At 71.5% G+C, this 22,796-nt stretch carries 21 protein-coding genes and 1 pseudogene; 9 read left to right on the plus strand and 13 right to left on the minus strand.

The genetic code is table 11. From position 1 onward, the window contains the following. Positions 1 to 138: 138 nt before the first annotated feature. Both BKA18_RS18855 and BKA18_RS18860 read left to right on the plus strand, forming a co-directional pair. A complete protein-coding gene (locus BKA18_RS18855) occupies positions 139 to 729 on the plus strand; it encodes a hypothetical protein (protein ID WP_366043927.1) in 591 nt (196 codons plus the stop codon). Continuing rightward, complete coding sequence (locus BKA18_RS18860) at positions 726 to 2,075, plus strand: carotenoid oxygenase family protein (protein WP_366043928.1); 1,350 nt, start codon at positions 726 to 728, stop codon at positions 2,073 to 2,075. Before BKA18_RS18855 ends, BKA18_RS18860 begins: the two co-directional genes overlap by 4 nt. A gap of 153 nt (positions 2,076 to 2,228) precedes the next feature. Here the strand turns inward: BKA18_RS18860 and BKA18_RS18865 are convergent, their stop codons facing one another. From BKA18_RS18865 to BKA18_RS18880, 4 genes are all read right to left on the minus strand, one after another. Continuing rightward, a complete protein-coding gene (locus BKA18_RS18865; protein ID WP_366043929.1) occupies positions 2,229 to 3,359 on the minus strand; it encodes a MerR family transcriptional regulator in 1,131 nt (376 codons plus the stop codon). A gap of 29 nt (positions 3,360 to 3,388) precedes the next feature. After that, positions 3,389 to 4,318, minus strand: coding sequence for a metal-dependent hydrolase (locus tag BKA18_RS18870; protein WP_366043930.1), 930 nt, complete (start codon positions 4,316 to 4,318; stop codon positions 3,389 to 3,391). 174 nt (positions 4,319 to 4,492) lie between these two features. Continuing rightward, entirely contained in the window at positions 4,493 to 6,289 is a 1,797-nt protein-coding gene (locus BKA18_RS18875) for an SDR family oxidoreductase (protein WP_366044216.1), read from the minus strand. A gap of 101 nt (positions 6,290 to 6,390) precedes the next feature. After that, positions 6,391 to 7,257, minus strand: coding sequence for a M24 family metallopeptidase (locus BKA18_RS18880; protein WP_366043931.1), 867 nt, complete (start codon positions 7,255 to 7,257; stop codon positions 6,391 to 6,393). A 210-nt stretch (positions 7,258 to 7,467) separates the two neighbouring features. On the opposite strand from BKA18_RS18880, the gene BKA18_RS18885 reads away from it, so the two are divergent. The 4 genes from BKA18_RS18885 (at position 7,468) to BKA18_RS18900 (ending at position 11,226) form a co-directional block, all read left to right on the plus strand. Further along, positions 7,468 to 8,523: an ABC transporter ATP-binding protein gene (locus BKA18_RS18885; protein ID WP_366043932.1), complete on the plus strand. Its 1,056-nt coding sequence runs from the start codon at positions 7,468 to 7,470 to the stop codon at positions 8,521 to 8,523. Between the two features lie 4 nt (positions 8,524 to 8,527). Further along, positions 8,528 to 9,439, plus strand: a complete 912-nt coding sequence (locus BKA18_RS18890) for an ABC transporter permease subunit (RefSeq protein ID WP_366043933.1) — start codon at positions 8,528 to 8,530, stop codon at positions 9,437 to 9,439. A gap of 76 nt (positions 9,440 to 9,515) precedes the next feature. Continuing rightward, positions 9,516 to 10,427, plus strand: a complete 912-nt coding sequence (locus BKA18_RS18895; protein WP_366043934.1) for an ABC transporter ATP-binding protein — start codon at positions 9,516 to 9,518, stop codon at positions 10,425 to 10,427. 79 nt (positions 10,428 to 10,506) lie between these two features. Further along, positions 10,507 to 11,226, plus strand: a complete 720-nt coding sequence (locus BKA18_RS18900; protein WP_366044217.1) for an ABC transporter permease subunit — start codon at positions 10,507 to 10,509, stop codon at positions 11,224 to 11,226. A gap of 109 nt (positions 11,227 to 11,335) precedes the next feature. On the opposite strand, the pseudogene BKA18_RS18905 reads toward BKA18_RS18900, so the two are convergent. From BKA18_RS18905 to BKA18_RS18930, 6 genes and pseudogenes are all read right to left on the minus strand, one after another. Then, positions 11,336 to 11,422 (minus strand): annotated as a pseudogene (locus BKA18_RS18905) (aldo/keto reductase); the annotation flags it as partial. Positions 11,423 to 11,508: 86 nt separating this feature from the next. Beyond that, positions 11,509 to 12,348, minus strand: coding sequence for an endolytic transglycosylase MltG (mltG, locus tag BKA18_RS18910; RefSeq protein ID WP_366043935.1), 840 nt, complete (start codon positions 12,346 to 12,348; stop codon positions 11,509 to 11,511). A gap of 164 nt (positions 12,349 to 12,512) precedes the next feature. Continuing rightward, positions 12,513 to 13,802, minus strand: a complete 1,290-nt coding sequence (locus BKA18_RS18915) for a CynX/NimT family MFS transporter (protein WP_366043936.1) — start codon at positions 13,800 to 13,802, stop codon at positions 12,513 to 12,515. A gap of 176 nt (positions 13,803 to 13,978) precedes the next feature. Continuing rightward, positions 13,979 to 14,689, minus strand: a complete 711-nt coding sequence (locus BKA18_RS18920; protein ID WP_366043937.1) for a FadR/GntR family transcriptional regulator — start codon at positions 14,687 to 14,689, stop codon at positions 13,979 to 13,981. A 171-nt stretch (positions 14,690 to 14,860) separates the two neighbouring features. After that, a complete protein-coding gene (gene lysA / locus BKA18_RS18925) occupies positions 14,861 to 16,327 on the minus strand; it encodes a diaminopimelate decarboxylase (protein ID WP_366043938.1) in 1,467 nt (488 codons plus the stop codon). Positions 16,328 to 16,341: 14 nt separating this feature from the next. Continuing rightward, positions 16,342 to 16,656, minus strand: a complete 315-nt coding sequence (locus tag BKA18_RS18930) for an SAV_915 family protein (RefSeq protein ID WP_366043939.1) — start codon at positions 16,654 to 16,656, stop codon at positions 16,342 to 16,344. A gap of 294 nt (positions 16,657 to 16,950) precedes the next feature. Between BKA18_RS18930 and BKA18_RS18935 the strand changes: the two genes are divergently transcribed. The 3 genes from BKA18_RS18935 (at position 16,951) to BKA18_RS18945 (ending at position 19,055) form a co-directional block, all read left to right on the plus strand. Next, positions 16,951 to 17,901 carry a MerR family transcriptional regulator gene (locus BKA18_RS18935; protein ID WP_366043941.1) on the plus strand — a complete coding sequence of 317 codons (951 nt, stop codon included), beginning with the start codon at positions 16,951 to 16,953 and terminating at the stop codon, positions 17,899 to 17,901. A gap of 105 nt (positions 17,902 to 18,006) precedes the next feature. Further along, positions 18,007 to 18,249, plus strand: a complete 243-nt coding sequence (locus tag BKA18_RS18940; RefSeq protein ID WP_366043942.1) for a hypothetical protein — start codon at positions 18,007 to 18,009, stop codon at positions 18,247 to 18,249. An 11-nt stretch (positions 18,250 to 18,260) separates the two neighbouring features. Continuing rightward, a complete protein-coding gene (locus BKA18_RS18945) occupies positions 18,261 to 19,055 on the plus strand; it encodes a rhomboid-like protein (protein WP_366044218.1) in 795 nt (264 codons plus the stop codon). Here the strand turns inward: BKA18_RS18945 and BKA18_RS18950 are convergent. From BKA18_RS18950 to pheA, 3 genes are all read right to left on the minus strand, one after another. Next, positions 19,043 to 19,858: an HAD family hydrolase gene (locus BKA18_RS18950; RefSeq protein ID WP_366043943.1), complete on the minus strand. Its 816-nt coding sequence runs from the start codon at positions 19,856 to 19,858 to the stop codon at positions 19,043 to 19,045. The genes BKA18_RS18945 and BKA18_RS18950 overlap by 13 nt on opposite strands. Beyond that, positions 19,855 to 21,144 carry a serine--tRNA ligase gene (gene serS, locus BKA18_RS18955; protein ID WP_006604332.1) on the minus strand — a complete coding sequence of 430 codons (1,290 nt, stop codon included), beginning with the start codon at positions 21,142 to 21,144 and terminating at the stop codon, positions 19,855 to 19,857. The genes BKA18_RS18950 and serS overlap by 4 nt, the downstream gene beginning before the upstream one ends. A gap of 686 nt (positions 21,145 to 21,830) precedes the next feature. Beyond that, positions 21,831 to 22,757: a prephenate dehydratase gene (gene pheA, locus BKA18_RS18960; RefSeq protein WP_006604331.1), complete on the minus strand. Its 927-nt coding sequence runs from the start codon at positions 22,755 to 22,757 to the stop codon at positions 21,831 to 21,833. Positions 22,758 to 22,796 lie beyond the last annotated feature (39 nt).

The following is a 22,796-nucleotide window of genomic DNA, read 5'->3' on the forward strand; positions in this document are numbered from 1 at the left end:
GGTCCTGACTTTACCTTCCACTGTTGACATGTCAAAGGTGGAGCTTCTATGTTCGACATGTCGAGATTGGAATGTGCCGCGAGGCGGCGGCTCGTCGGTGCGTCGAGCGCCGGCGGGGGCGGGTGACGAGGGGGAACCATGAACTATCTGCGGAGCTTCATTCCTTGGCTGGTCTTCGCGGGGGTGTCCTCGGCCGGCTGGCAGTGGGGTGCGCTCGCCGGTCTGGTGACAGCCGTCGTGCTGCTCCTCGCCGACCGTGCGGCGGGCCTCTCGCTCGACTACCGACTGCTGGAGTACGGCACGCTCGTGTTCTTCGCGGCCCTCGGAATGCTGGCCTTCCTCCAGCCCGACAGCGGCCTCAAGAACTACGGCAGCGCCCTCTCGATGGGCTGGCTGGCGCTGATCGCCTGGGTGTCGATAGCCGTGCGACGGCCCTTCACCTTGGGGATCGCGCGCCGGATGGCTCCGCCGGAGGTCTGGGACACACAGCTGTTCCGCCGTATCAATGTCGTGCTCACCGCCGCCTGGGCGCTGTCCTTCACTCTCACCGCGATCGCCCAGACCGTCGTCTCCGCCCTTGGGTGGAGCGTGGCCCTCTCGATCCTCATCCAGATCGCCGGATTCATCCTTCCCGCCCGCTTCACCGCCGCCTATCCGGAACGGGCCCGTGCCCGCTTCATGCAGGAGTCCGGCACGCGGGCCGACATCCAGGGAGGCCTGGCCTCATGACCACCACACCCCCGACCACCGCATCCGCATCCGACGCTCTTCCGCCGCACATGGCCGGCAACTTCGCCCCGGTGACGGATGAGCTGACCGCCTACGACCTCCCGGTCACGGGCACGATCCCGCCCGAGCTCACCGGCTGGTTCCTGCGCAACGGCCCCAACCCGCGGGACGCCGCCAGCCCGCACTGGTTCTTCGGCGACGGCATGGTCCACGGCCTGCGCCTGGAGGGCGGCCGGGCCGTCTCCTACCGCAACCGCTGGGTGCGCACCTCCACCTTCACCGAGGGCGCGCAGGCGGTGGACGCACAGGGCCGCCGGAATCTGGCGGCGGGCGTGGCCAACACCCATGTCGTCCGCCATGCCGGACGCACCCTCGCCCTGGTCGAGTCGTCGTTCCCCTACGAGATCGACTGCCGCCCCGGCCATGAGCTGGAGACCATCGGTGTCCATGACTTCGGGGGCCGGCTCACCACGGCCATGACCGCCCACCCGAAGACCTGTCCGGTGACCGGTGAGCTGCACTTCTTCGGATACGGCGGCCCCACCCCGCCCTTTCTCACCTACCACCGTGCCGATGCCTCAGGGGAGTTGGTGCTCAGCCGCCCCATCGATGTTCCGGGGCCGACGATGATGCACGACTTCCATCTCACCGCGAGCCATGTCGTCTTCATGGACCTCCCGGTGGTCTTCGACCGTAGCCACCCCGGCATGCCGTACCGCTGGGACCCGGAGTACGGTGCCCGGCTCGGTGTGCTGCGCCGCGACGATCCCCATGGTGAGGTCCGCTGGCTGCCCATCGACCCCTGCTATGTCTTCCATGCCCTGAACGCTCACGACGAGGGCGACCAGCGCATCGTTCTCCATGTGGCCCGCTACGCCGAATTCGGCGGCGCGAGCCCGGCCCATCTCTGGCGCTGGACGATCGATCTCGCCACCGGCACCGTCGCCGAGGAACAACTCGACGACCGCTTCTGCGAGTTCCCCAGGGTGGACGACCGCCTCGCCGGGCAACCGGCCCGCTTCGGCCATGCCACCACCGCAGAGCTGCCGGGCAGCGGTCCGATACCCGGCGCCCTGCTCCGCTACGACCTGCAGACGGGTGCGGTCGTCCGGCATGACTTCGGTCCGGGGCGCACTCCGGGCGAGGCGGTCTTCGCCCCGGCCGATGACCGCCCGGGAGGGCCCGGCTGGCTGATCACCTATGTCTACGACGCGTCCACCGACACCAGCGATCTCGTCGTACTGGACACGGAGGACATATCCGCCGACCCGGTCGCCACGGTCCATCTACCCCAGCGGGTGCCCTACGGATTCCACGGCAACTGGCTGCCGGATCCTGCCAGTTGACGTCACTGAAGGGTGCGGCGGGCCCGCGCCCGCCTGAACCTTGACAACTCAAAAGGGATACGACGGCCTGGGCGGGCTGCGGGCTGCGGGCTGCGGGCTGCGGGCTGCGGGCGGTACGGGAGCGCGGCCGGGTGGTCATGCTGCGGGCGGGGTTCAGGGCCGCCCGTCCGGGTGACCCCGGCCGTCCTCCTCGGCGGACAGGCAGTCCGCCCGGCGGCCGCCGGCCGTACCGGCTGCCGCGGCCGCCGGTGCGGGCCTGCTTCCGCCCACCGATGCGGGCCCGGTTCGGCCCGACGGTGCGGGCCTGCTTCCGCCCGCCGCCAGGGCGTCCATCGTGCGGGCCTGGACCTCCCGATGCGCTGCGGCGGCGATGAAGTCGGCCGCGTTCTCCGGGCCCACCAGGGCCCGTACGGCCCGTACGGCGTCGGCGGGGAGCAGCACCTCCTCGGAAACTGCCGCTGGGTCGGTCTCGGGGCGGGGGTCCGAGACCGGCTCCACGGCTGCCACCCCTTCGGTCGGCTTTCGCGTCTCCCCGGGCCGTGTGTCGCTGAGGTGATGGCGCAGGTACCGGGTGGCCAGGGTGCGCATGGCGCGGGCGAGTTCGGCGTCGATGGTCTGCTGGGCCAGTGGGCGCAGCCGGCGTACCAGGGCGGCGGCCTCCGCTGCCTCGGCCCCGGTGGGCGGATGGTCCAGGAACGGCTGGAAGACGTGCTCGGTGGTGAAGTCCAGGAAGCGGGCGGCGATGTGCTCGACCTGGCCGCGCACCTCCCGCAGATGGCCGGAGATCGCCCGGAGTGGGACGCCGGCCGAGTGCAGTTCGGCCGCGACGGCGAGTTCCTGCGGGCTGGGGACCAGGAACTCGTCGTCCCGGCCGGGGACCCGTTCCAGGACGCCCAGTGCGACCGCCTCGGCGATCGCCGTCTCGTCGGAGGTGCCCCCGAAGGCGGCGTCCAGTTCGGTGCGGGAGAGGCGGGAGGGCTCCTCGTCGGTCCACGGCCCGTCGATCTCGGCGACCAGGCCCAGGACCCCGCCGAGGTCGAGGCCCGCGTCCCAGGCCTGGAGGAGTTCCTTGATGCTGGCCAGGGTGTAGCCGCGGTCGAGCAGACCGGCTATCTGGCGCAGTCGGGTCAGATGGCGCTCGCCGTAGACATTGGCCCGGCCCCGGCGTTCCGGGCGGGGGAGCAGCCCACGGTCCTGATAGGCACGGATGGTGCGGACCGTGGCGCCGCTGAGGTGAGCCAGGTCCTCGATGCGGTATTCGGCCGGCGGCGGCTGCTCGGTCACTACGGTTGCTCCTCACCCATGGCCGCGCGTTACGAGAGGGCCGCTCGGCCCACCGCACCCGCCGCGGCCCGCGCGGCCGGGGAGGACGCCAGATAGGCGACGGCCGTGCGCAGCGACCCTTCCTGCGAGGGATGGTACGACCGCCGCAGATACCGCGGTATCGCCGCTCCCAGCTCACGCCAGGTGGGCAGCAGCCCTTTGCGGACGGCCTGGTGGTGCGCGCGCAGGGAGTAGCGGGAGCGGGCGGCGAGCTGTGGGTCGTGCCGCAGGAGGTAGGCCGCGCCCCAGCCCCACAGGTAGAGCAGCACGGGGGCGGTCACAGCCATGCCCAGGGCACGGCGGAGATAACGGCCGGGGTCCGCACCGCCGGTGTGCTGGTACATGTCGAAGGCGACCGCGCGGTGCTCGACCTCCTCCGCACCGTGCCAGCGCAGCAGATCGAGCATGACCGGGTCGGATCCGGCGCGGTCGAGGCCCTCGGCGTCCAGCACCCAGTCGCCGAGCACCGCGGTGAACTGCTCGATGGCGGCGATGAGGGAGAGCCGGAAGCGCAGCCACTCCTGGCCGGTGACCGGGATGCCGAAGGGCGGCTGCTCGCCCAGGAGGCGGGCGAAGAGGAAGTCGATGCGCCGGGTGTAGGGAGCGGTGTCCAGGCCCTGGTGGGCCAGGTGGTCGAGCACGGTGGAGTGCTGGACGCTGTGGGTGGCCTCCTGGCCCATGAAGCCCTTGACGTCCGTGCGGAGTTGCTCGTCGCGGACCAGCGGCAGGGCTTCCTTGAAGACCTTGACGAACCATCGTTCGCCCGCCGGCAGCAGCAGATGCAGCACATTGATGACGTGGGTGGCGGTGGGCTCGTCCGGTATCCACAGCAGCGGCGTGGCATGCCAGTCGAACGAGACCCGGCGTGGCGCGATCGGCTGGGGCTCCTGGGGGTGCGACGGGAGGTGCGGGGTGCTCATGCGCGGCTCCTGAGGTGCGCGGTTCTCCGGTTCTCGGCGGGGCGGGGCCCCGGGCCGGACGGAAGCTGCTTCGGCCCGGCCCGGGAGGCGCGCCGTGTGCGGCGGATACCCGACGGGCGCCCGGCCCGCGGATACCCGATGGGCGCCCGGCCCTCCAGCCGAGCCCGTAGGGCGCTACAGCCGGGGCTCGTAGCGGGCGAAGGCGCGCAGCACGCGCGGGGCGAAGCGGGACAGCAGACGGGCGCCGCGTGCTTCGGGGGTGACCGGCACCACCGCCTGGTTGTGGACCACCGCACGCAGGATGGCGTCGGCGACCTTCTCCGGCGGGTAGTTGCGCATCCGGTACCTCCGCGCGGCCGAGTCCTGGCGGCGCTTCTCCTCCTCGGCCGGGACTCCGGTGAAGCGGGCGGTGTTCGTGATGGCGGTGTTGACCAGCCCGGGGCAGATGGCTGTGACGCCGATGCCCTGCTCTGCCAGTTCGGCGCGCAGACACTCGCTGAGCATCAGGACGGCCGCCTTGGAGGTGCTGTAGGCGGGCAGCAGCTTCGACGGCAGGAAGGCGGCGGCCGAGGCGGTGTTGACGATATGGCCGCCCTGCCCGCGGTCCGCCATCCGCCTGCCGAAGATCCGGCAGCCGTGGATGACCCCCCAGAGGTTGACGTCCAGGACCTTCTTCCAGTCCTCGGTGGTGGTCTGAAGGAAGGAACCGGCCAGCCCGATACCGGCGTTGTTCACCAGCACATCGACGGTGCCGTACTCCGCGTCGACCCGGTCGGCCAGCTTCTCCATCGCCGTCTCGTCCGCGACATCGACCACCTCCGCCCAGGCCTGGGGTGCGCCGATCAGCCGGGACATGTCCGCGGTCCGTGCCGCGCCCTCGGCGTCCCGGTCGACGGCGATGATCCGCGCACCGGCCTCCGCGAAGGCGAACGCGGTCGCCCGGCCGATGCCGCTGGCCGCGCCGGTCACCAGCACCAGCTGCCCGCCGAACCGGTCGGCGTGCGGGCCGGACGCCACGACCCGCTTCGCCGGATCGCCCTCCTCCTTGGCGTCGACGAACCCACCGATCCAGGAGACGAGCTGGTCGGGGCGGGTGCGCGGGACCCAGTGCTTGGCCGGGAGGGTGCGGCGCACCAGCTGGGGCGCCCACTCCTCCAGGTCGTCGTAGAGCCGCTCGGAGAGGAAGGCGTCGCCGGTGGGGGTGATCAGCTGGACCGGGCAGTGCGCATAGGCGTCGTTGCGCGGGCGGCGGAGCCGGGGGAGCACATTGTCGCGGTAGAGCCAGGCGCCGTGAGCCGCGTCCCTCGGCAGCGAGGCGGTGGGGTAGTCCCCGCCCGGCACCTTCTCCATCCGCTCCAGGATCCGCGGCCAGTGCTTGCCGAGCGGGCCCCTCCACGCCAGCTCGGGCAGCACGGGGGTGTGCAGCATGCCGACGTACCAGGACTTGGCGCTCTGATGGAGCAGCTGGGCGGCGCGCCGGGGGGTGGGGCGCGTCATCCGCTTCTTGATCCAGTGGCCGAAGTGGTCCAGGGACGGGCCCGACAGGGAGGTGAAGGAGGCGATCCGGCCCTCCGTACGCGGCACGGTGGCGAACTCCCAGCCCTGTACGGAGCCCCAGTCATGGCCGACGAGATGGACCGGGCGGCCGGGGCTGACGGCGTCGGCGACCGCCAGGAAGTCGTCCGTCAGCTTTTCCAGGGTGAAGCCGCCCCGCAGCGGCCGCGGGGCGGTGGACCGGCCGCAGCCCCGGACGTCGTAGAGCACCACATGGAAGCGGTCGGCCAGTCCGCGGGCGACCTCGGACCACACCTCCTTGCTGTCGGGATAGCCGTGCACCAGCAGCACCGTGGGTTGTTCCGGATCCCCCAGCTCCGCGACACACAGCTCGATACCGCCGGTCCGCACCCAGCGCTCCCGCGCCCCTACGAGCCCGGCCCCGTCACGCGCCCCGTCCCCCTGCCCCTGGCTCAACTCCTGCCCCCAGGCCGCCGCCCGCCGCCCGGCCCGCTTTCCCCGCCCATTCCCCTGCTCCCGCCCATGTCCATCCCCCTGCTCCCCTCCACGTTCCCTGTTCACGCGGCCCTCTCCTCCCGCCCGCGCCGCACATGCGGCAGATCGTCGTCCAGCCAAAAGGCGCTCTCCTGCGGGTCCCGCGAGTCCGTGACGACCAGGATTTCCTCGAACTTCGCGCCCGTACCCCGGAATCCGAGGTGGGGTTCGACCGCCCACAGCCCCGGCGCCGGCGGGTGGTCGGAGAAGGTGTACGGGCTCCACAGCGGGGACCAGCCGTCACGGTGGCCGCGCAGCGCATCGGAGGCGAGGCCCTTGAGGGCGTGGACGCCGAACCCGAAGAGGGTGGGCGACCAGCGGCGCTGCCCGACCCGGTCGATCTTGTGCGCGATCACCCCGAAGGGGTAGGCACGGTGGCGGTTGGCATAGCCCTGCCGCACCATCAGCCGGTCGACATCCTCGTAGATCTCCCGCAGCGACCGCCGCTCGCGCACCTCGCGCAGGATCAGCTCCCGGTGTGCTCCGAGGTCGGCGAGCAGCCGGTCGTGCACGGGGTTGAGGCCCAGACAGCCCGAGTAGCCGATATCGGCGGTGAATCCCCGGTGGATCGGTGCCATGTCGAGGATGAAGGGCATCCCCGGCTCCAGCGCACGGTCGGTGGGAAAGAACTGCAGCGGCACGCGGAAGTTGACGAAGGCGGTGCGGTCGCCGAACCACGCGAACGGCAGATGGAACCAGTCCCGTACGCCGCGCTCACGCAGCCACTCGCGCTGCATCCGCGCCGCCGTCCGCTCGGTGACCCCGGGCCTGAGCTGTGCGGCCACCGCCTCCGCGCAGGCATAGGCGAGCCGCTGGACCTCTCTGAACCCCCTTAGCCCGGCGCTGTGTTCTCCGGCTCCTGATGAGGTCGCTGTGGTCACTGAGGCCATCGCCAACCGTCCCGTCCCTGAGCAGTGCATCGCGGTACGTGCTCGTAACTTGACACCGATGAATGTGACAATGACCGGCGGCTGCGTCAAGAGGGGGTGGGCGCGCGGTCTCCGCGCCCCCGAGGCCGGGGCAGCTCACAGAAGGAGACCCCTACGGGCACGTAATACCGCAGGGGGAGGAACATCCCATCGTCTGGGGTGACGACCTGTGTGGCGGACGCCACTACCGTCGATGCCGTGACTGTGATCGTGACCGAAAGCCTGAGCAAGCGGTTCCCGCGGGTGACCGCCTTGGACCGGCTCTCCGTTGACATCGCCCCCGGCGTAACGGGCCTGGTGGGTGCCAACGGTGCCGGCAAGTCCACCCTGATCAAGATCCTTCTGGGACTTGCACCGGCCACCGAAGGGAGTGCGCATGTCCTCGGCCTGGACGTGACCAAGGACGGCAGCACCATCCGTGAGCGGGTCGGCTACATGCCCGAGCACGACTGCCTGCCGCCGGACGTCTCGGCCACCGAATTCGTCGTGCACATGGCCCGGATGTCCGGCCTGCCGCCGACCGCCGCCCGCGAGCGCACCGCGGACACCCTGCGCCACGTCGGCCTCTACGAGGAGCGATACCGCCCCATCGGCGGCTATTCGACCGGCATGAAGCAGCGGGTGAAACTGGCCCAGGCGCTGGTCCACGACCCGCAGCTGGTGTTCCTCGACGAGCCCACCAACGGCCTCGATCCCGCCGGGCGGGACGAGATGCTCGGTCTGATCCAGCGCGTCCACCGCGACTTCGGGATCTCCGTCCTGGTGACCTCCCACCTCCTCGGCGAGCTGGAGCGCACCTGTGACCACGTCGTCGTCATCGACGGCGGCAAACTGCTGCGCTCCTCCTCCACCGATGAGTTCACGCAGGTCACGGCCTCGCTGGCGATCGAGGTCACGGACACCGACGCCCAGCCGGACGGCACCGGAGCACTGCGCGCGGCCCTGGAAGGCGCCGGCGTCGCGGTGACCACCGCCGCCGGCGGCGCCGAGAGCCTCGCGTCCTCCGGCCACCTCCTGTACGTCGAGGCGGCCGGCGAGGAGACCTACGACCTGGTGCGGGACACCGTCGCCGGGCTCGGCCTCGGCCTGGTCCGGATGGAACAGCGCCGCCACCAGATCGCCGAGGTCTTCCGTGACGCGGACGCGGCGCAGGCCACCCCCGCCCCCGCAGGCGCCCCGCGCGCCCCGTATGCCACCCAGGACGGAGGCGCCCACGATGTCGCCTGAGCCCATGACGTCCGAGTCAGCGACGTCCGTATCCGGCGCGCCGGGCAGCGCCTATATCCACAACATCGGCTACCGCCACTACGACGGCCCCCGTCTGGGCCGCGCCTATGCCCGCCGGTCGCTCTTCTCGCAGAGCCTGCGCGGCGCCTACGGTCTGGGCCGTTCGGCCAAGAGCAAGGTGCTGCCGATGCTGCTCTTCGTCGTGATGTGCCTGCCCGCCGTGATCATGGTCGCGGTGGCGGTGTTCACCAAGGCCGGAAAGCTCCCGGTCGGCTACTCCGGCTACGCCGTCTACCTCCAGGCCGTCATCGGCCTCTACCTGGCGTCCCAGGCTCCGCAGTCGGTCTCCCGCGATCTGCGCTTCCGTTCCATACCGCTGTACTTCTCCCGCCCCATCGAGCGGGTCGACTACGTGGCGTCGAAGTTCGCGGCCCTGTCGGCCGCCCTGCTCGCCCTCAATACCGCCCCCCTGCTGGTCCTCTACATCGGAGCGCTGCTGGCGAAGATGGACTTCGTCGACCAGACCAAGGGGCTGGCCCAGGGGCTGGTCTCCGTGGTGCTGCTCTCGCTGCTGTTCGCCGGGATAGGCCTGGTCGTCTCCGCGGCCACCCCGCGCCGCGGCTTCGGTGTCGCCGCCGTGATCGCCGTCCTCACCATTCCGTACGGCGCGGTGAGCGCCCTCCAGGGGATCGCCTACGTCCAGGGCAACGAGTCCGCCGTCGGCTGGCTGGGGCTGTTCTCCCCGATCACCCTGATCGACGGGGTGCAGTCGGTGTTCCTCGGCGGCACCAGCTCCTTCCCCGACACCGTGACCCCCTCGACCGGCATCGGACTGGTCTATCTCCTCGTCACGCTCTCGGTCATCGCCGGCTGCTATGCCCTGCTGCTGCGCCGCTACCGGAAGGCCGGCCTGTGACGCCCGCCCGCCGCCGGCTGCTGCCGGGCGGCGCCCCCAGCCCCCTCACGACCCCCCGAAGGAATGGGCCGCGCCCATGACGCATCTGACCATCGACCATGTCTCGCGCTGGTTCGGCAACGTCGTCGCCGTCAACGACATCACGATGTCCATCGGCCCCGGCGTGACCGGCCTGCTCGGCCCCAACGGCGCCGGCAAGTCCACCCTGATCAACATGATGGGCGGCTTCCTCGCCCCCTCCAACGGATCCGTCACCCTCGACGGCACGACGATCTGGCGCAACGCCGGCATCTACCGCCACATCGGCATCGTTCCGGAGCGCGAGGCGATGTACGACTTCCTCACGGGACGCGAATTCGTCCTCGCCAACGCCGAGTTGCACGGTCTGGGCCGGACCGAGGCGGCCAGGGCGCTGGCCACCGTCGAGATGGAGTACGCCCAGGACCGCAAGATCTCGACCTACAGCAAGGGCATGCGGCAGCGGGTGAAGATGGCCTCCGCGCTGGTGCACGACCCGTCCGTGCTGCTGCTCGACGAGCCGTTCAACGGCATGGACCCGCGCCAGCGGATGCAGCTGATGGAGCTGCTGCGGCAGATGGGCGACCAGGGCCGTACGGTCCTGTTCTCCTCGCACATCCTCGAAGAGGTCGAGCAACTCGCCTCGCACATCGAGGTGGTGGTGGCCGGACGGCACGCCGCGTCCGGCGACTTCCGCAAGATCCGCCGGTTGATGACGGACCGCCCGCACCGCTACCTCGTCCGGTCCGACAACGACCGGGCGCTGGCCGGTGCCCTGATCGCCGACCCCTCGACGGCCGGGATCGAGGTGGATCTCGCCGAAGGCGCCCTGCGCGTCCAGGCGGTCGACTTCGGGCGCTTCACCGAACTCCTGCCGCGGGTCGCCCGCGACCACGGCATCCGCCTGCTGACGGTCTCCCCCTCCGACGAGTCGCTGGAATCCGTCTTCTCCTATCTCGTAGCGGCCTGAGGCCGGAAAGGAGCCCTGACGCATGTCCACGACCACCCCGGCGGCCCCGCCCGCGCCCCCGCGTGCGCCCAAGGCCGCACTGTTCCACCCGACCGTCGCCCGCCTCACCTACCGCGCCCTGCTCGGCCGGCGGCGGGCCCTGATCCTCTTCGCCCTGCCCACCCTGCTGGTGGTGCTCGCCATCGCCGTCCGTGCCCTGGCCAACGCGGACGACGCCACCGCCGGCGGCATCCTGGGCGGCTTCGCGCTGGGCACGATGGTGCCGCTGATCGGCGTCATCGCCGGTACGGGCGCGATAGGCCCGGAGATCGACGACGGCTCGGTGGTCTACGTCCTGGCGAAGCCGGTGCCCCGGTCGACGATCATCTTCACCAAACTCTTCGTCGCGATCGGTGTCACGGTCGCCTTCTCCGCCCTGCCCGTCCTGTTCGCAGGCTTCCTCCTCAACGGCAACAGCCAGCAGATGGCGGTGGGGTACGCCGTGGCGGCGGCGATCGCCTCGGTCGCCTACAGCGCCCTCTTCCTCCTCTTCGGCACGATCACCCGGCACGCCGTGGTGTTCGGCCTGGTCTACGCCCTGGTCTGGGAAGCGCTCATGGGCACGCTCATCCCGGGCGCGAAGACCCTCAGCGTCCAGCAGTGGGCGCTGGCCATCGGTCAGCGGGTGGCCGCCGACGGCGCGATCACCTCGGACGTCCAACTGCCCGTCGCCATCTGCCTGCTGGTCGGCCTCACGGCCGTCGCCACCTGGTACGCCGGCCGCCGCCTGAAGGCGCTCACCCTGGCGGGCGAGGAGTAACGCCCTCCGGACGGCCGGGCCCGCGGGGCGGCAGGGCGGAAAACCGTCCCTGCCGCCCCGCGGGCCTGCCGACGCGTCGCGGACCCGGCCACGATCCGCCGGACAGGCTCTAAGACTCCCGGCCCACGGAAGTGAGCGACATGTCCGCATAGCGGTCGCCCGCCACCTGGCCGGCGATAGGAGCTTCAAGTGCACTTGAAGCAAGCGCTTTCACGCCGCGCCTCCCGGGCGGCCGGCCGGGTCAGGACTCTGCTGCCCTGCCCCTGAACCACCACCCCGAGATCACTGTGACGACGGGCCCTGGGCCGCGCCACCGCCCCTCGCCGCGCTCCGCTGACGGTCGTTGAACTCCTGCACGTTCCTCAGATGCTTCTGGTAGTCGGCCGTGAAGCGGGTGTCGCCCGGGGTGACGGTGACGAAGTAGAGCCAGTCGCCGGCGGGCGGCGCCCCGGCCGCCTTCAGCGCGTCCGCCCCGGGACTGTCGATCGGCGTCGGCGGGAGGCCCTGGTTCCGGTAGGTGTTGTACGGGCTGTGGAGCCGGGTGTCGGCGTGGCTGGTGCGGAGCGTGCTGCGGTGCAGCGCGTAATTGAGCGTCGAATCCATCTGCAGCGGCATGTGGTGGGCGAGCCGGTTGGTGATGACGCGGGCGACCTTGCCCATATCGGCCGGGCGGTCCGCCTCGGCCTGCACGATGCTGGCGATGACCACCGTCCGGTAGGAGGAGATGCCGTCGTCGGAGAGGTGCTCTCCCGCGGTGGTGGCCATGTAGGAGAGCAGCGAGGCCGGGGTGGTGTCCGAGCTGACCGGATAGGTCGCCGGGTAGAGATAGCCCTCCGGATTGCCCCGGGCGTCGTCCGGCAGCTCGAGGTGCGCGCGCTTGGCGGCCTTCGCCGTGGAGCCCGCGGGCAGCTTCAGTGCCTTGTCCGCGGCGGCATAGATCTGGCCGGCCCGCTGCCCCTCCGGGACGGTCAGACTCCGCTCGGCCTGCCGCTCGCGCAGCCACCACGCCAGGAGCAGCACCCCGAGGACGAGCAGGACGGACACCCCGCCCACGAGAAGGAGCCGGCCACGACGGGAAGCCCGCGGTCCCGGCCGGCGAACGGTGTGCTGAACGTCGCTCATGGGGGGCACGGTAGGTCACCTTCCTGACCGCGAAGTGGCGACCCCGTAACGCGACGCCGCAGGGCCCCGGCCTCGTCGTCCCCTGCGCCCCGTCCCCCCCCGTATGCGCGACTTCGCACCCCCCTGCCGGTATGCGCGACTTCCCGCTCCCCTCCCCGTATGCGTTACTTCCTGCTCTCCTCCCCGATCCGCCGGTCCCGGCCCGCGCCCGTGCCCAGCAGTGCGAGGCCGGCGCAGACGGCGAGCAGCAGCGCCAGGGGGACGGTCCAGCCGCCGGTGGCCTGGTGGACGGCGCCGAGGACCAGGGGGCCGGCGGCGGCGAGGAGGTAGCCGCCGGTCTGGGCCATGCCGGAGAGCCGGGCGGCGGTGTGGGCGTCGCCGGAGCGCAGCACCATCATCGTCAGGGCCAGCCCCAGCGCACCGCCCTGCCCGACGCCGAGCAGCGCGGCCCACAGCCAGGCGCCGGCCACCGGTGCCAGCAGCAGACCGGTGACGCCGCAGGCCATCAGCGCGGACACCGCCACCCCCAGCAGACGCTGCCGCCGCATCCGCCCCGCGAGCATCGGCACCACGAACGAACCGGCCATCTGCAACAGCGTGCTGAAGGCGAAGACCAGGCCCGCCTCGCCCTTGCCCATGCCGTGGTCGGTGAAGATCGTCGGCATCCAGGCGATGCTCACGTACGCGATCAGCGACTGCGAGCCCATGAAGAGCGTGACCTGCCAGGCCAGCGGGGAATGGCTCAGCTTCGGCCCGGCCGCGGCATGCTGCACCGGGGTGGCCGCGGCCGCGCCGTGCCGGCTGCCCCGCCGCGCGATCAGGACCTGTGGGATCCAGACGACCACGGCGACGGCGGCCAGCAGCGACCAGGAGACCAGCGAACCCTGCCAGCCGCCGAGCGCATGCTCCAGCGGGACCGCGGTGGCGGCCGAAGTGGTCGCCCCCAGGATCATCGCGGTCGAGTACAGCGCCGTCATGCCCGCGGCCCGCTCCGGGAAGTCCCGCTTGATCAGCCCCGGCATCAGCACGTTCAGCAGGGCTATGGCGGACCCCACTACCGCACACCCGGCGAACAGCGCGACCACCGGCGGGGCGATCCGCAGCACGATGCCGCCGCACAGCGCCACCAGCGCCCCGCACAGCACCGCCTCCGTGCCCCACCGCCGCGCCAGCTTCGGCGCGACGAGCGAGCCGAGGCCCATGAAGACCAGCGGGATGGTCGTCACCAGGCTGCCCGTGGTCGCGTTCAGCCGGAAGTGCCGGCCGATCTCACCGAGCAGCGGGGAGACGCCGGCCAGCGCCGCCCGCATGTTGAGCGAGGCGAGCACGATCCCGGCCAGGAGCAGGGCGGGGTGGGCCCGCAGCCGGCGGCGGGCCAGGGCGACCGGCGGTGTCGCGACCAGATCCTCCTCGGCGTCGATCACCGCGGTTCCCCGCTCGGGTGTGCTCGGCATGCGCTGTTCCTCTCCTCCGCTTGTGTGGCTTCCCCGCCCTGGCACAGACATCTGAAGCGCCGCGGCAGCGCGCGGCGAAAAGCGACGAAAGCCTGCTACGCAGCCCGAATATCTGCAGCCCGGACACCTGAGGCTGTGCCACCGAATTCCTGCTGTACCGCCCGAATGCGTAGCCTTCAACGGGCGGACAGCAGGGCTTCCACCGCCCGCTTCGGCCTCTCCAGCAGGGCGCGGGTGGCCCGCTCCGCGGCCTCCGGGTCGCCCGCCGCGATTGCGTCCACGACCGCGCGGTGATCACCGTGCGAGACCCGTGGCATCGCCCGGTCGTCCAGGGCAGTGACCAGCGCCTCCCGCACCGAGCTGCTGAACCAGCCGTAGGTGGCCGTCAGCGCGGCGTTGTGCGCGGCCTCGACGACGGCCATGTGGAAGGCGATGTCGTGATCGGCGTAGAGCTCCAGGTTTTCGGCATGGGGCTGCCCCGCCGCGTCGGCGAAGCCGGCCTGGGCGTCCAGTGCCGCCCGCATCCGTGCGAGGTCGGCGGGCTCATGGCGCAGCGCGGCCAGCCGGGCGGCCTCCGCCTCCAGCGCGATCCGCAGCTCCAAGACGTCGCGGATGCCGGCCCGTTGGACGCCGCGCATGATGTCGCCGGGGTCGGCCGTGGACACGACGAAGGTGCCCTCGCCCTGCCGTGCGCGCAGCATCCCGGCGTGCACCAGCACCCGTACCGCCTCACGGACGGTGTTCCGGCCGACCTGGAGCTGTTCGGCGAGTGCATGCTCGGTGGGGATGCGGGACCCCACCGGCCACTCCCCGGCGGCGAGTTGGGCCCGTAGGGCGTCGACGACGGTGTCCACGAGTGAGCGACGTCCCGCTGCCTGCAGTGCCATGGCCGTTCCGTCCGTGTCGATGAGCTCCGGCGCCACCTCCGGGCGGCGCGGCCAGTTGCCCTGTCATCCTACAACTGACGCCTTCATCGTACACGGAAGCGGCGGCGGCAAGGAAAATCCCTGGTGGAGGCGGGGGTGAGGGGTCCTGCGTGCCCCCTCACCCCCACCCCCTCACAGCCCGATATCCCGCTCCTGGATGTCCGCCAGGGATTCGCGGCGTACGAGGAGGCGGGCATGTCCCGCGGTGACGGCGACGACCGGAGGCCGCCCGACGAGGTTGTAGCCGGAGGCCATCGAGAGCTGATACGCGCCGGCGACGGGGACGGCCAGCAGATCGCCGGGGCGGACGTCGGCGGGCAGCGGCACATCGGCGGCGAGCACATCGCCCGCCTCGCAGTGCCGTCCGACGACGGTGACCGGTTCCGTCGCGGCCGCCGCGTCCCGCCCGACCAGCCGCGGCGCATAGCGCACCCCGTACAGCGCGGGCCGCGGGTTGTCGCTCATCCCGCCGTCCACGGCCACGAAGGTGTGGCCGCCGGTCCGTTTGACCGACAGCACCCGGTAGAGGACGACGCCGGCCGGACCCGCGATGGCGCGGCCGGGTTCGACCGCGAGCCGGGGCACCGGCAGACCGGCCGCCGCGCAGCCGCGGGCCAGTTCCGCGCGGATCCGGGCGCCGAGGGAGGCGAGGTCGAGCGCCGGTTCACCGGGGCGGTAGGCGACGCCGTGGCCGCCGCCGAGGTTCAGCTCGGGCAGGGTGCTGCCGTGCTGCTCGCGGATCCGCGCCAGCAGGCCGATCAGCCGCCGTACGGCCGACAGATACGGCTTGACGGTGGTGATCTGCGAGCCCAAGTGGCAGTGCAGCCCGACCAGTTCGAGGCGTGGCTGGCTGAGCACCCGGGCGATGGCGTGCTGTGCGGAGCCGTCGGCGATCGACAGCCCGAACTTCTGGTCGTCGGTTCCGGTCCGGATCTTGGCGTGCCCGCCGGCGGCGATCCCCGGCACGACCCGGATCAGTACCTTCTGCCGCCCGCCCGCCGGGACCGCGGCGGCCAGCCGGGCGATCTCCGAGGTGTTGTCGAGGGCGATCCGGCCGACGCCGAGCCGCAGTGCGGCCCGCAGGTCGGCCGGGCTCTTGGCGTTGCCGTGCAGCACCATCCGCTCGGGCGGAAAGCCGGTGGTGACGGCCAGTTCCAGTTCGCCGGCGGAGCAGACGTCCAGGCCCAGGCCCTCCTCCTGCACCCAGTGCACCATGGCGCGGCACAGGAACGCCTTGGCCGCGTAGTAGACCTCGGCGTCGGGGAAGGTCCGCAGGTAGGCGCGGCAGCGCCGGCGTATCTCGGCCTCGTCCAGGACGTAGGAGGGGGTGCCGAACCGGTCGGCCACCTCGGTGAGCGGGACGCCGCCCACGGCGAGGTCGTCATGGCCGAGCGGCGTCGTGGACCCGGGCCAGACGGACAACGGCCCTTCGGCGGACGGCCCTTCGACCGACGGCCCGTCGTCGGACGGCGGCCCGTCGTCGGACGACGGCCGGGAAGTGGTGGGCGGCGTGGCGGTGTGCGGCGGGACGGCCACGCCGGTGCCCGCCGGCGCACCGGCAGTCTCTCGTGCGAGCGGGGGCAAGGTGTGGTGACTCATGGCGGTTGCCTCCCTCAGACGGCCCGTAGGTGGTGACCGCGGGACACGTCGGGGACGAACCCCGGATCGACGGTCAGCACCGTCACGCCGACGGGTTCGGCCAGCGCCCGCAGCGCGGCCTCGGAGAGCCTGACCCACGACTGGCCGCCGCCGAGGACCGTGGCGAGCCGCTGGGGCGAGGTGAAGCCGACGGCGGTACGGCCGCCGAGCGGAGTGCGGAACAGGCGGGCCGTGCAGCCCGCGGGGCCCGACCGGACAGGGACGCACAGCAGCCCGGCCGGGACGGGTTCGACAGGCTCGGGATCTTCCGCGTACAGGGGGTGGGACACGGCGTTGCTCCTCGTACAGAACAGCGGCCCCGGACCGGGGGAAGCGCACATGCCGGGGCTCGGCTCTGACGCTATGCCCGGGATCCGGGGTATCCGGCCGGTCACTGACGCGTCATTGACGGGTTACGAGCCCTACTTGACGCGATGCTGCCGCCCGGTGGCCGGTTGTGGGACGGCGGTGACGCAGGGGAACCGCCGGAAGACGGGGCGGCGTCCGGCCCGGCCAGGGTGCCTCGCCTGGTGGACCGCCCCCTTGACCTTGACACTGTGGAAAGCACTCCACTGGAAGGCGTCATGTTCACCATCGGAGATTTCGCCAGGTACGGCCGTGTGTCGGCCCGCATGCTGCGTCATTACGACGCGCTCGGGCTGCTGCGCCCGGCCCGTACCGACCCCGACAGCGGCTACCGCTACTACGAAGCGGCCCAGCTCGCCCGGCTCAACCGCATCATCGCGCTCAAGGACCTCGGCTTCAGCCTCCAGCAGGTGGGGGCGATCCTGGCCGAGGAGGTGAGCGTGCCGGAACTGCGCGGCATGCTGCGGCTGCGGCGGGCGGAGCTGGAAGCGGCGCTGACGGCGGCGGGCGCACGACTGGCCCAGGTCGAGGCGAGGCTCCGGACGATCGAGAGTGAGGGACGCATGTCTGCCGACGATGTGGTGGTCAAGCGCACCGGAACGGTCCTGCTCGCGGAGCTGACCGGAATCGCGGCCGGTTACGGGCCCGAGGACATCGGGCCGGTCATCCAGCCGCTCTACACCGAACTGTGCCGACGCCTGGAGACGGCCGGGGTGACCTCGGCGGGACCCGGGCTGGCGTACTACGAGGACGCACCGGCGACCGCAGCGGGAAGCGAGCCGCCCACGGCAGCAGACGAGCGGAGCGCCGGGCCAGACAGCGGCACGACGCCGTCCCCCGGCAATGAAGCCATCGTCGTCCACGCCGGGATGGTGGTCACCCGGGAAGCCCTGGACAGGGCCGGTCTCCCGGCCGGCGGCAGCGCCGTGACGGCCGGCGCCGACGGACCCGGCTTCGCGATCGTCACCCTCCCCGGCCTCGACTGCGCCGCCACGGTGGTACACCGCGGCCCGATGAGCCGCATCCTGCCCACCGCCCAGAACCTCGCCCACTGGATCGACGCCAACGGCTACCGCTCCGCCGGCTACGCCCGCGAGCTCTACCTGGAGTGCCCACCCGACCAGGAAAAATGGGTCACCGAGCTCCAGGAGCCGGTGGTCCGGGCCTGAGCACGGGCGGGGCCCTTCCAGTTCCCCCGTCGCCCTGGGGTCCGCGCGCCCGTTGCTGCCGGCCGCTCGCCCCCGGCGGTGCAATCCGCCACGCGCTAGCCTCGAATGGTGAAAATCGACGGGAAACCTGACCGAACGGTCCGCGGGGGAGCCGACGGCCACCCCGGCGGCGTCCGCACCGGTTTCGGTGCCCCCGACCGTGGGCCGGCGCGGGCCGTCCGGCTCGGCATCCGTACGCCGCCCGCCGAACTCGTCGCCACCGGCGAGGCGCCGGCGGCGCACCCTGCGGTGGCCTTCACCCGTGCCGTCACCGTGCCGCCCGCCCCCACCCCCCGGGCCCGCCGCTGATGGCCGCCCTGATGGAGCCGCCCCGCCCCGGTCTCCGGAAGCTTCCCCGCAATCCTGTGTTCTGGGTGAAGGAGTGGGTCCGCAGCAGCCCCGGTACGCATATCTGGCTGTTGGTCATCGGCGTCACGAGCCTGGTCATCGCCTCCGCCTCCGAGGGGCTGGGGCAGTTCCTCGTCCACCGCACCAGCAGCAACATCCACGAGCTGAACGAGCATCCGCTGCCGTCGTTGCTGATCAGCGGGTTCTGGATCGAGCGGCCCGAGTCCTTCCTGCTGTACGTGGTGATGTTCGAGCTGTTGCACGCCAACGTGGAGCGCTGGACGGGGACCGCGCGCTGGCTGCTGACCGTCGGCGGTGCGCATATCGCCGCCACCCTTGCCAGCCAGGAACTCGTGCTGCTGGCCATCGAGGGGCACCGGCTGCCGCGGTCGATGACCCATGTGGTCGACATCGGTGTCTCGTACGGGCTGGCGGCGGCCGCCGGGGTGCTGACGTACCGGCTGCGGGCGCCCTGGCGCTACGTCTACTTCGGCGGGGTGCTGGTCTTCTTCGGCATTCCGCTGGTGACCGGTGCCACCTTCACCGACTTCGGCCATGCCATCGCGCTGACCATGGGCTTTGCGGCCTGGCCGCTGACTCCGGCGGCGGCCGCCGAGAAGCTGCCGCAGGAGGGGGCGCAGGGGCCGGAGACTGCCGAACCGGACGGACGGCCACCCGCGGAGTCCGATCCGCCGGGCGGTCAGGAGAAGCCGCGCGGTCAGGAGAAGCCGCGCGGTCAGGGGAGGCCGGACGGTCAGGAGAGGTAGAGCCGCTCCAGCACCACCGCGACGCCGTCCTCCTCGTTGGAGGCGGTGAGTTCGTGCGCGACGGCCTTCAGCTCGTCGTGGGCATTGGCCATCGCCACGCCGTGCGCGGACCAGGCGAACATCGGGATGTCGTTGGGCATATCGCCGAAGGCCAGGGTCTCCTTGGCGGTGACCCCCAGGCGACGGGCGGCCAGCGACAGTCCGGTGGCCTTCGACAGGCCCAGCGGCAGCAGTTCGACGATGCCCTCGCCGGCCACCGTCACCCCCACCAGATCCCCGGCGACCTGACGCGCGGCCAGCGCCAGCGCATCGTCGTCCAGGGTCGGGTGCTGGATGTAGACCTTGTTGAGCGGAGCCCTCCACAGCTCGCCGGGGTCGTCCAGCAGGACGTTCGGCAGCGGGCCCTCCTGGACGCGGTAGCCGGGGGCGACCAGCACCTCGCCCTCCAGGCCGTCCCGGCTCGCCGCCAGATACAGCGGGCCGGTCTCCGCCTCGATCTTGGACAGCGCCAGACCGGCCAGCTGGCGGTCCAGCGTCACCGAGGTCAGCAGCCGGTGCTCACCGGCGTGGTAGACCTGCCCGCCCTGTCCGCACACCGCAAGGCCCTTGTACTCCAGGGCATCGAGGATGTGCCGGGTCCAGGGCACGGCCCGGCCGGTGACGACGATATGCGCCGCGCCCGCCGCGGTGGCCGCGGCGAGCGCCTGGCGGGTGCGCTCGGAGACGGTCTCGTCGTGGCGCAGCAGCGTCCCGTCGAGATCCGTCGCGATGAGCTTGTAGGGCGGCGGAGCAACTGCGCTCACTTGGCGACGGGCTCCAGGATCTCGCGGCCGCCCAGGTAGGGACGGAGCACCTCGGGGACGCGCACCGAGCCGTCCGCCTGCTGGTGGTTCTCGAAGATCGCCACGATGGTGCGCGGTACGGCGCAGAGCGTGCCGTTCAGGGTCGCCAGCGGCGAGACCTTCTGCTTGCCGTCGACGTTCTCGCGCATCCGGACCGAGAGCCGGCGGGCCTGGAACTCATCGCAGTTGGAGGCCGAGGTCAGCTCGCGGTACTTGCCCTGGGTGGGGATCCACGCCTCGCAGTCGAACTTGCGGGAGGCGGAGGCGCCGAGGTCACCGGTGGCGACGTCGATCACCTGGAAGGGCAGCTCCAGACCGGTCAGCCACTGCTTCTCCCAGTCCAGCAGCCGCTGGTGCTCGGCCTGCGCGTCCTCCGGCGTGACGTAGGAGAACATCTCGACCTTGTCGAACTGGTGGACCCGGAAGATGCCGCGGGTGTCCTTGCCGTAGGTGCCGGCCTCGCGGCGGAAGCACGGCGAGAAACCGGCGTAGCGCAGCGGCAGCTTGGCCGCGTCGACGATCTCGTCCATGTGGTACGCGGCGAGCGGGACCTCGGAGGTGCCGACCAGGTAGTAGTCGTCCTTCTCCAGGTGGTAGACGTTCTCCGCGGCCTGGCCGAGGAAGCCGGTGCCCTCCATGGCGCGCGGGCGCACCAGGGCGGGGGTCAGCATCGGCGTGAAACCGGCCGCGGTGGCCTGCGCGATGGCGGCGTTGACGAGGGCGAGCTCCAGCAGCGCGCCGACGCCCGTGAGGTAGTAGAAGCGGGAGCCGGAGACCTTGGCGCCGCGCTCGACGTCGATGGCGCCGAGCAGCTCGCCGATCTCCAGGTGGTCCTTGGGCTCGAAGCCCTCGGCGGTGAAGTCACGGATCGTGCCGTGCGTCTCCAGGACCGTGAAGTCCTCCTCGCCGCCCACCGGGACGTCGGGGTGGACGAGGTTGCCGAGCTTCAGCAGCAGCTGCTGGGTCTCCTCCTTGGCCTCGTCCTGTGCGGCGTCGGCGGCCTTGACGGCGGCGGACAGCTCACCGGCCTTCTTCAGCAGCGCGGCCTTCTCGTCGCCGGAGGCCTTGGGGATGAGCTTGCCGAGCGACTTCTGCTCGGCACGCAGCTCGTCGAAGCGGACGCTGGACGACCTGCGCCGCTCGTCGGCGGAGAGAAGCGCGTCGACGAGCTCGACGTCCTCTCCACGGGCGCGCTGGGATGCGCGCACACGGTCGGGGTCCTCACGGAGCAGGCGAAGGTCAATCACACCCCCAGGCTACCGGGGCCACACCGCGTCACTCGACGCGATATTCCCCGGCGCGGCACTTTGTCCGTTTTGGGGTATTTATTCCGCTTAGGGGTGGAGGTGGGAAAGCGACGGAAAAGGCGTGCGTATTCCGGGGTGCGGAGGTGGCCGGTGCAGATTTCGCGGCGTCCGGGGTGAGGGGTTCGGCGGCGCGGGTGCCTGTGATCCACTGCGTGGGGAGCGGTAGTTGGGCGGGGGCCTCGGGTGGGTGCCGGGCGGGGGTCCGGAGCGCTGTTATCCCCCGGCATTCCTCGGTTGTCCACAGGCGCTGGGGGTTTCTGGATTGTTATCCACAGCCTGTGTGTGAGATCTGTGGAAGTCGGAGGAGGTCATTCCGCTCCCGAAATGCTCAGCTATGGATTCCCCGTACAAACCCCGTTCACGCACTCTTTCGTGTGGGATTGCCTCGCCCTAAAGGATTGATCACCTGAATTGTGCTGACGCTGTCCGACGTGGGGTGCTGTGGAGTGAAGTGCGGTCAGTAGGGCGATTTGTCGACTGTGTCCGGTTCGCATGTCGACTTACCCACAGGTCGAGAACCGGGCCTGTGGATAACTTTGTGGATAACCCACAGCGCTGCCAAAGCCGCAGGTCGTGTGCTCTCGCAGGGTCCGGTGGCCGGGCCCGCGAAGCGGTACGGCGACCGCTCAGCCCCGCCCGTCCAGGCAGCGCGCCAGCCAGTCCGACGCCTCGGTGAACGCCGCGTCCGTCATCTCCCGGCGTACGGTCGGCGGCACCTCGTCCGCCCGCGGGTACGAGCCGAGGAACCGCACCTCGCGGCAGACCCGCTTGAGTCCCATCAGGACCTCGCTGACCCGGCGGTCGGTGAGATGCCCCTCGCAGTCCACCGAGAAGCAGTAGCGGCCGATACCCTCGCCGGTCGGCCGGGACTCGATCCGCATCATGTTCACCCCGCGGCCCGCGTACTCCTGGAGCAGTTCCAGCAGCGCACCGGGGTGGTCCTCGGCCAGCCACAGCACCACCGAGGTCTTGTCCGCGCCGGTGGGCGAGGCGGGCCGGGCCGGGCGGCCCACCAGCACGAAGCGGGTGGCCGCGTTCTGCGCGTCATGGATGTCGGTGACCAGCGGCTCCAGGCCGTAGGTGCCGGCCGCGAACTCGCCCGCGAACGCGCCGTCGTAGCGGCCCTCCTGCACCAGCCGGGCGCCGTCGGCGTTCGAGGCCGCCGACTCCCATACGGCCTCCGGGAGTTGGGCCGCCAGCCACTTGCGCACCTGCGGCTGGGCGACCGGGTGCCCGGTCACCGTCTTCACCTCGCTGAGCGACGTACCGGGGCGCACCAGCAGCGCGAAGGCGATCGGCAGCAGCACCTCGCGGTAGATCATCAGCGGCTCGCCGGAGGCGAGTTCGTCGACGGTGGTGGTCACCCCGCCCTCGACGGAGTTCTCGATCGGCACCAGCGCCGCGGCGGCCTCACCGGCGCGCACCGCGTCCAGGGCGGCCGGCACCGACACCATCGGCACCAGCTCGCGGGTGGCCGCCTCGGGCAGGCTGCGCAGCGCGGCCTCCGTGAAGGTGCCCTCGGGGCCGAGATAGGTATAGCGACTGGCCGACATGGATCAGGACTCCCTCGCGTAACTGCGGGGGCACCCCGC

This window comes from Streptomyces auratus (assembly GCF_050433025.1).
Classification (GTDB): domain Bacteria; phylum Actinomycetota; class Actinomycetes; order Streptomycetales; family Streptomycetaceae; genus Streptomyces; species Streptomyces sioyaensis.

Bases quoted from the DNA above. Each gene is read 5' to 3' on its own strand.
- BKA18_RS18940 (WP_366043942.1), top strand. From the start codon at position 18,007: ATGGTGAAAATCGACGGGAAACCTGACCGAACGGTCCGCGGGGGAGCC.
- BKA18_RS18915 (WP_366043936.1), bottom strand. From the start codon at position 13,802: ATGCCGAGCACACCCGAGCGGGGAACCGCGGTGATCGACGCCGAGGAG.
- BKA18_RS18860 (WP_366043928.1), top strand. From the start codon at position 726: ATGACCACCACACCCCCGACCACCGCATCCGCATCCGACGCTCTTCCG.
- BKA18_RS18870 (WP_366043930.1), bottom strand. From the start codon at position 4,318: ATGAGCACCCCGCACCTCCCGTCGCACCCCCAGGAGCCCCAGCCGATC.
- BKA18_RS18855 (WP_366043927.1), top strand. From the start codon at position 139: ATGAACTATCTGCGGAGCTTCATTCCTTGGCTGGTCTTCGCGGGGGTG.
- pheA (WP_006604331.1), bottom strand. From the start codon at position 22,757: ATGTCGGCCAGTCGCTATACCTATCTCGGCCCCGAGGGCACCTTCACG.
- BKA18_RS18945 (WP_366044218.1), top strand. From the start codon at position 18,261: ATGGAGCCGCCCCGCCCCGGTCTCCGGAAGCTTCCCCGCAATCCTGTG.
- BKA18_RS18890 (WP_366043933.1), top strand. From the start codon at position 8,528: ATGACGTCCGAGTCAGCGACGTCCGTATCCGGCGCGCCGGGCAGCGCC.
- BKA18_RS18895 (WP_366043934.1), top strand. From the start codon at position 9,516: ATGACGCATCTGACCATCGACCATGTCTCGCGCTGGTTCGGCAACGTC.
- BKA18_RS18920 (WP_366043937.1), bottom strand. From the start codon at position 14,689: ATGGCACTGCAGGCAGCGGGACGTCGCTCACTCGTGGACACCGTCGTC.
- BKA18_RS18935 (WP_366043941.1), top strand. From the start codon at position 16,951: ATGTTCACCATCGGAGATTTCGCCAGGTACGGCCGTGTGTCGGCCCGC.
- lysA (WP_366043938.1), bottom strand. From the start codon at position 16,327: ATGAGTCACCACACCTTGCCCCCGCTCGCACGAGAGACTGCCGGTGCG.
- BKA18_RS18880 (WP_366043931.1), bottom strand. From the start codon at position 7,257: ATGGCCTCAGTGACCACAGCGACCTCATCAGGAGCCGGAGAACACAGC.
- mltG (WP_366043935.1), bottom strand. From the start codon at position 12,348: ATGAGCGACGTTCAGCACACCGTTCGCCGGCCGGGACCGCGGGCTTCC.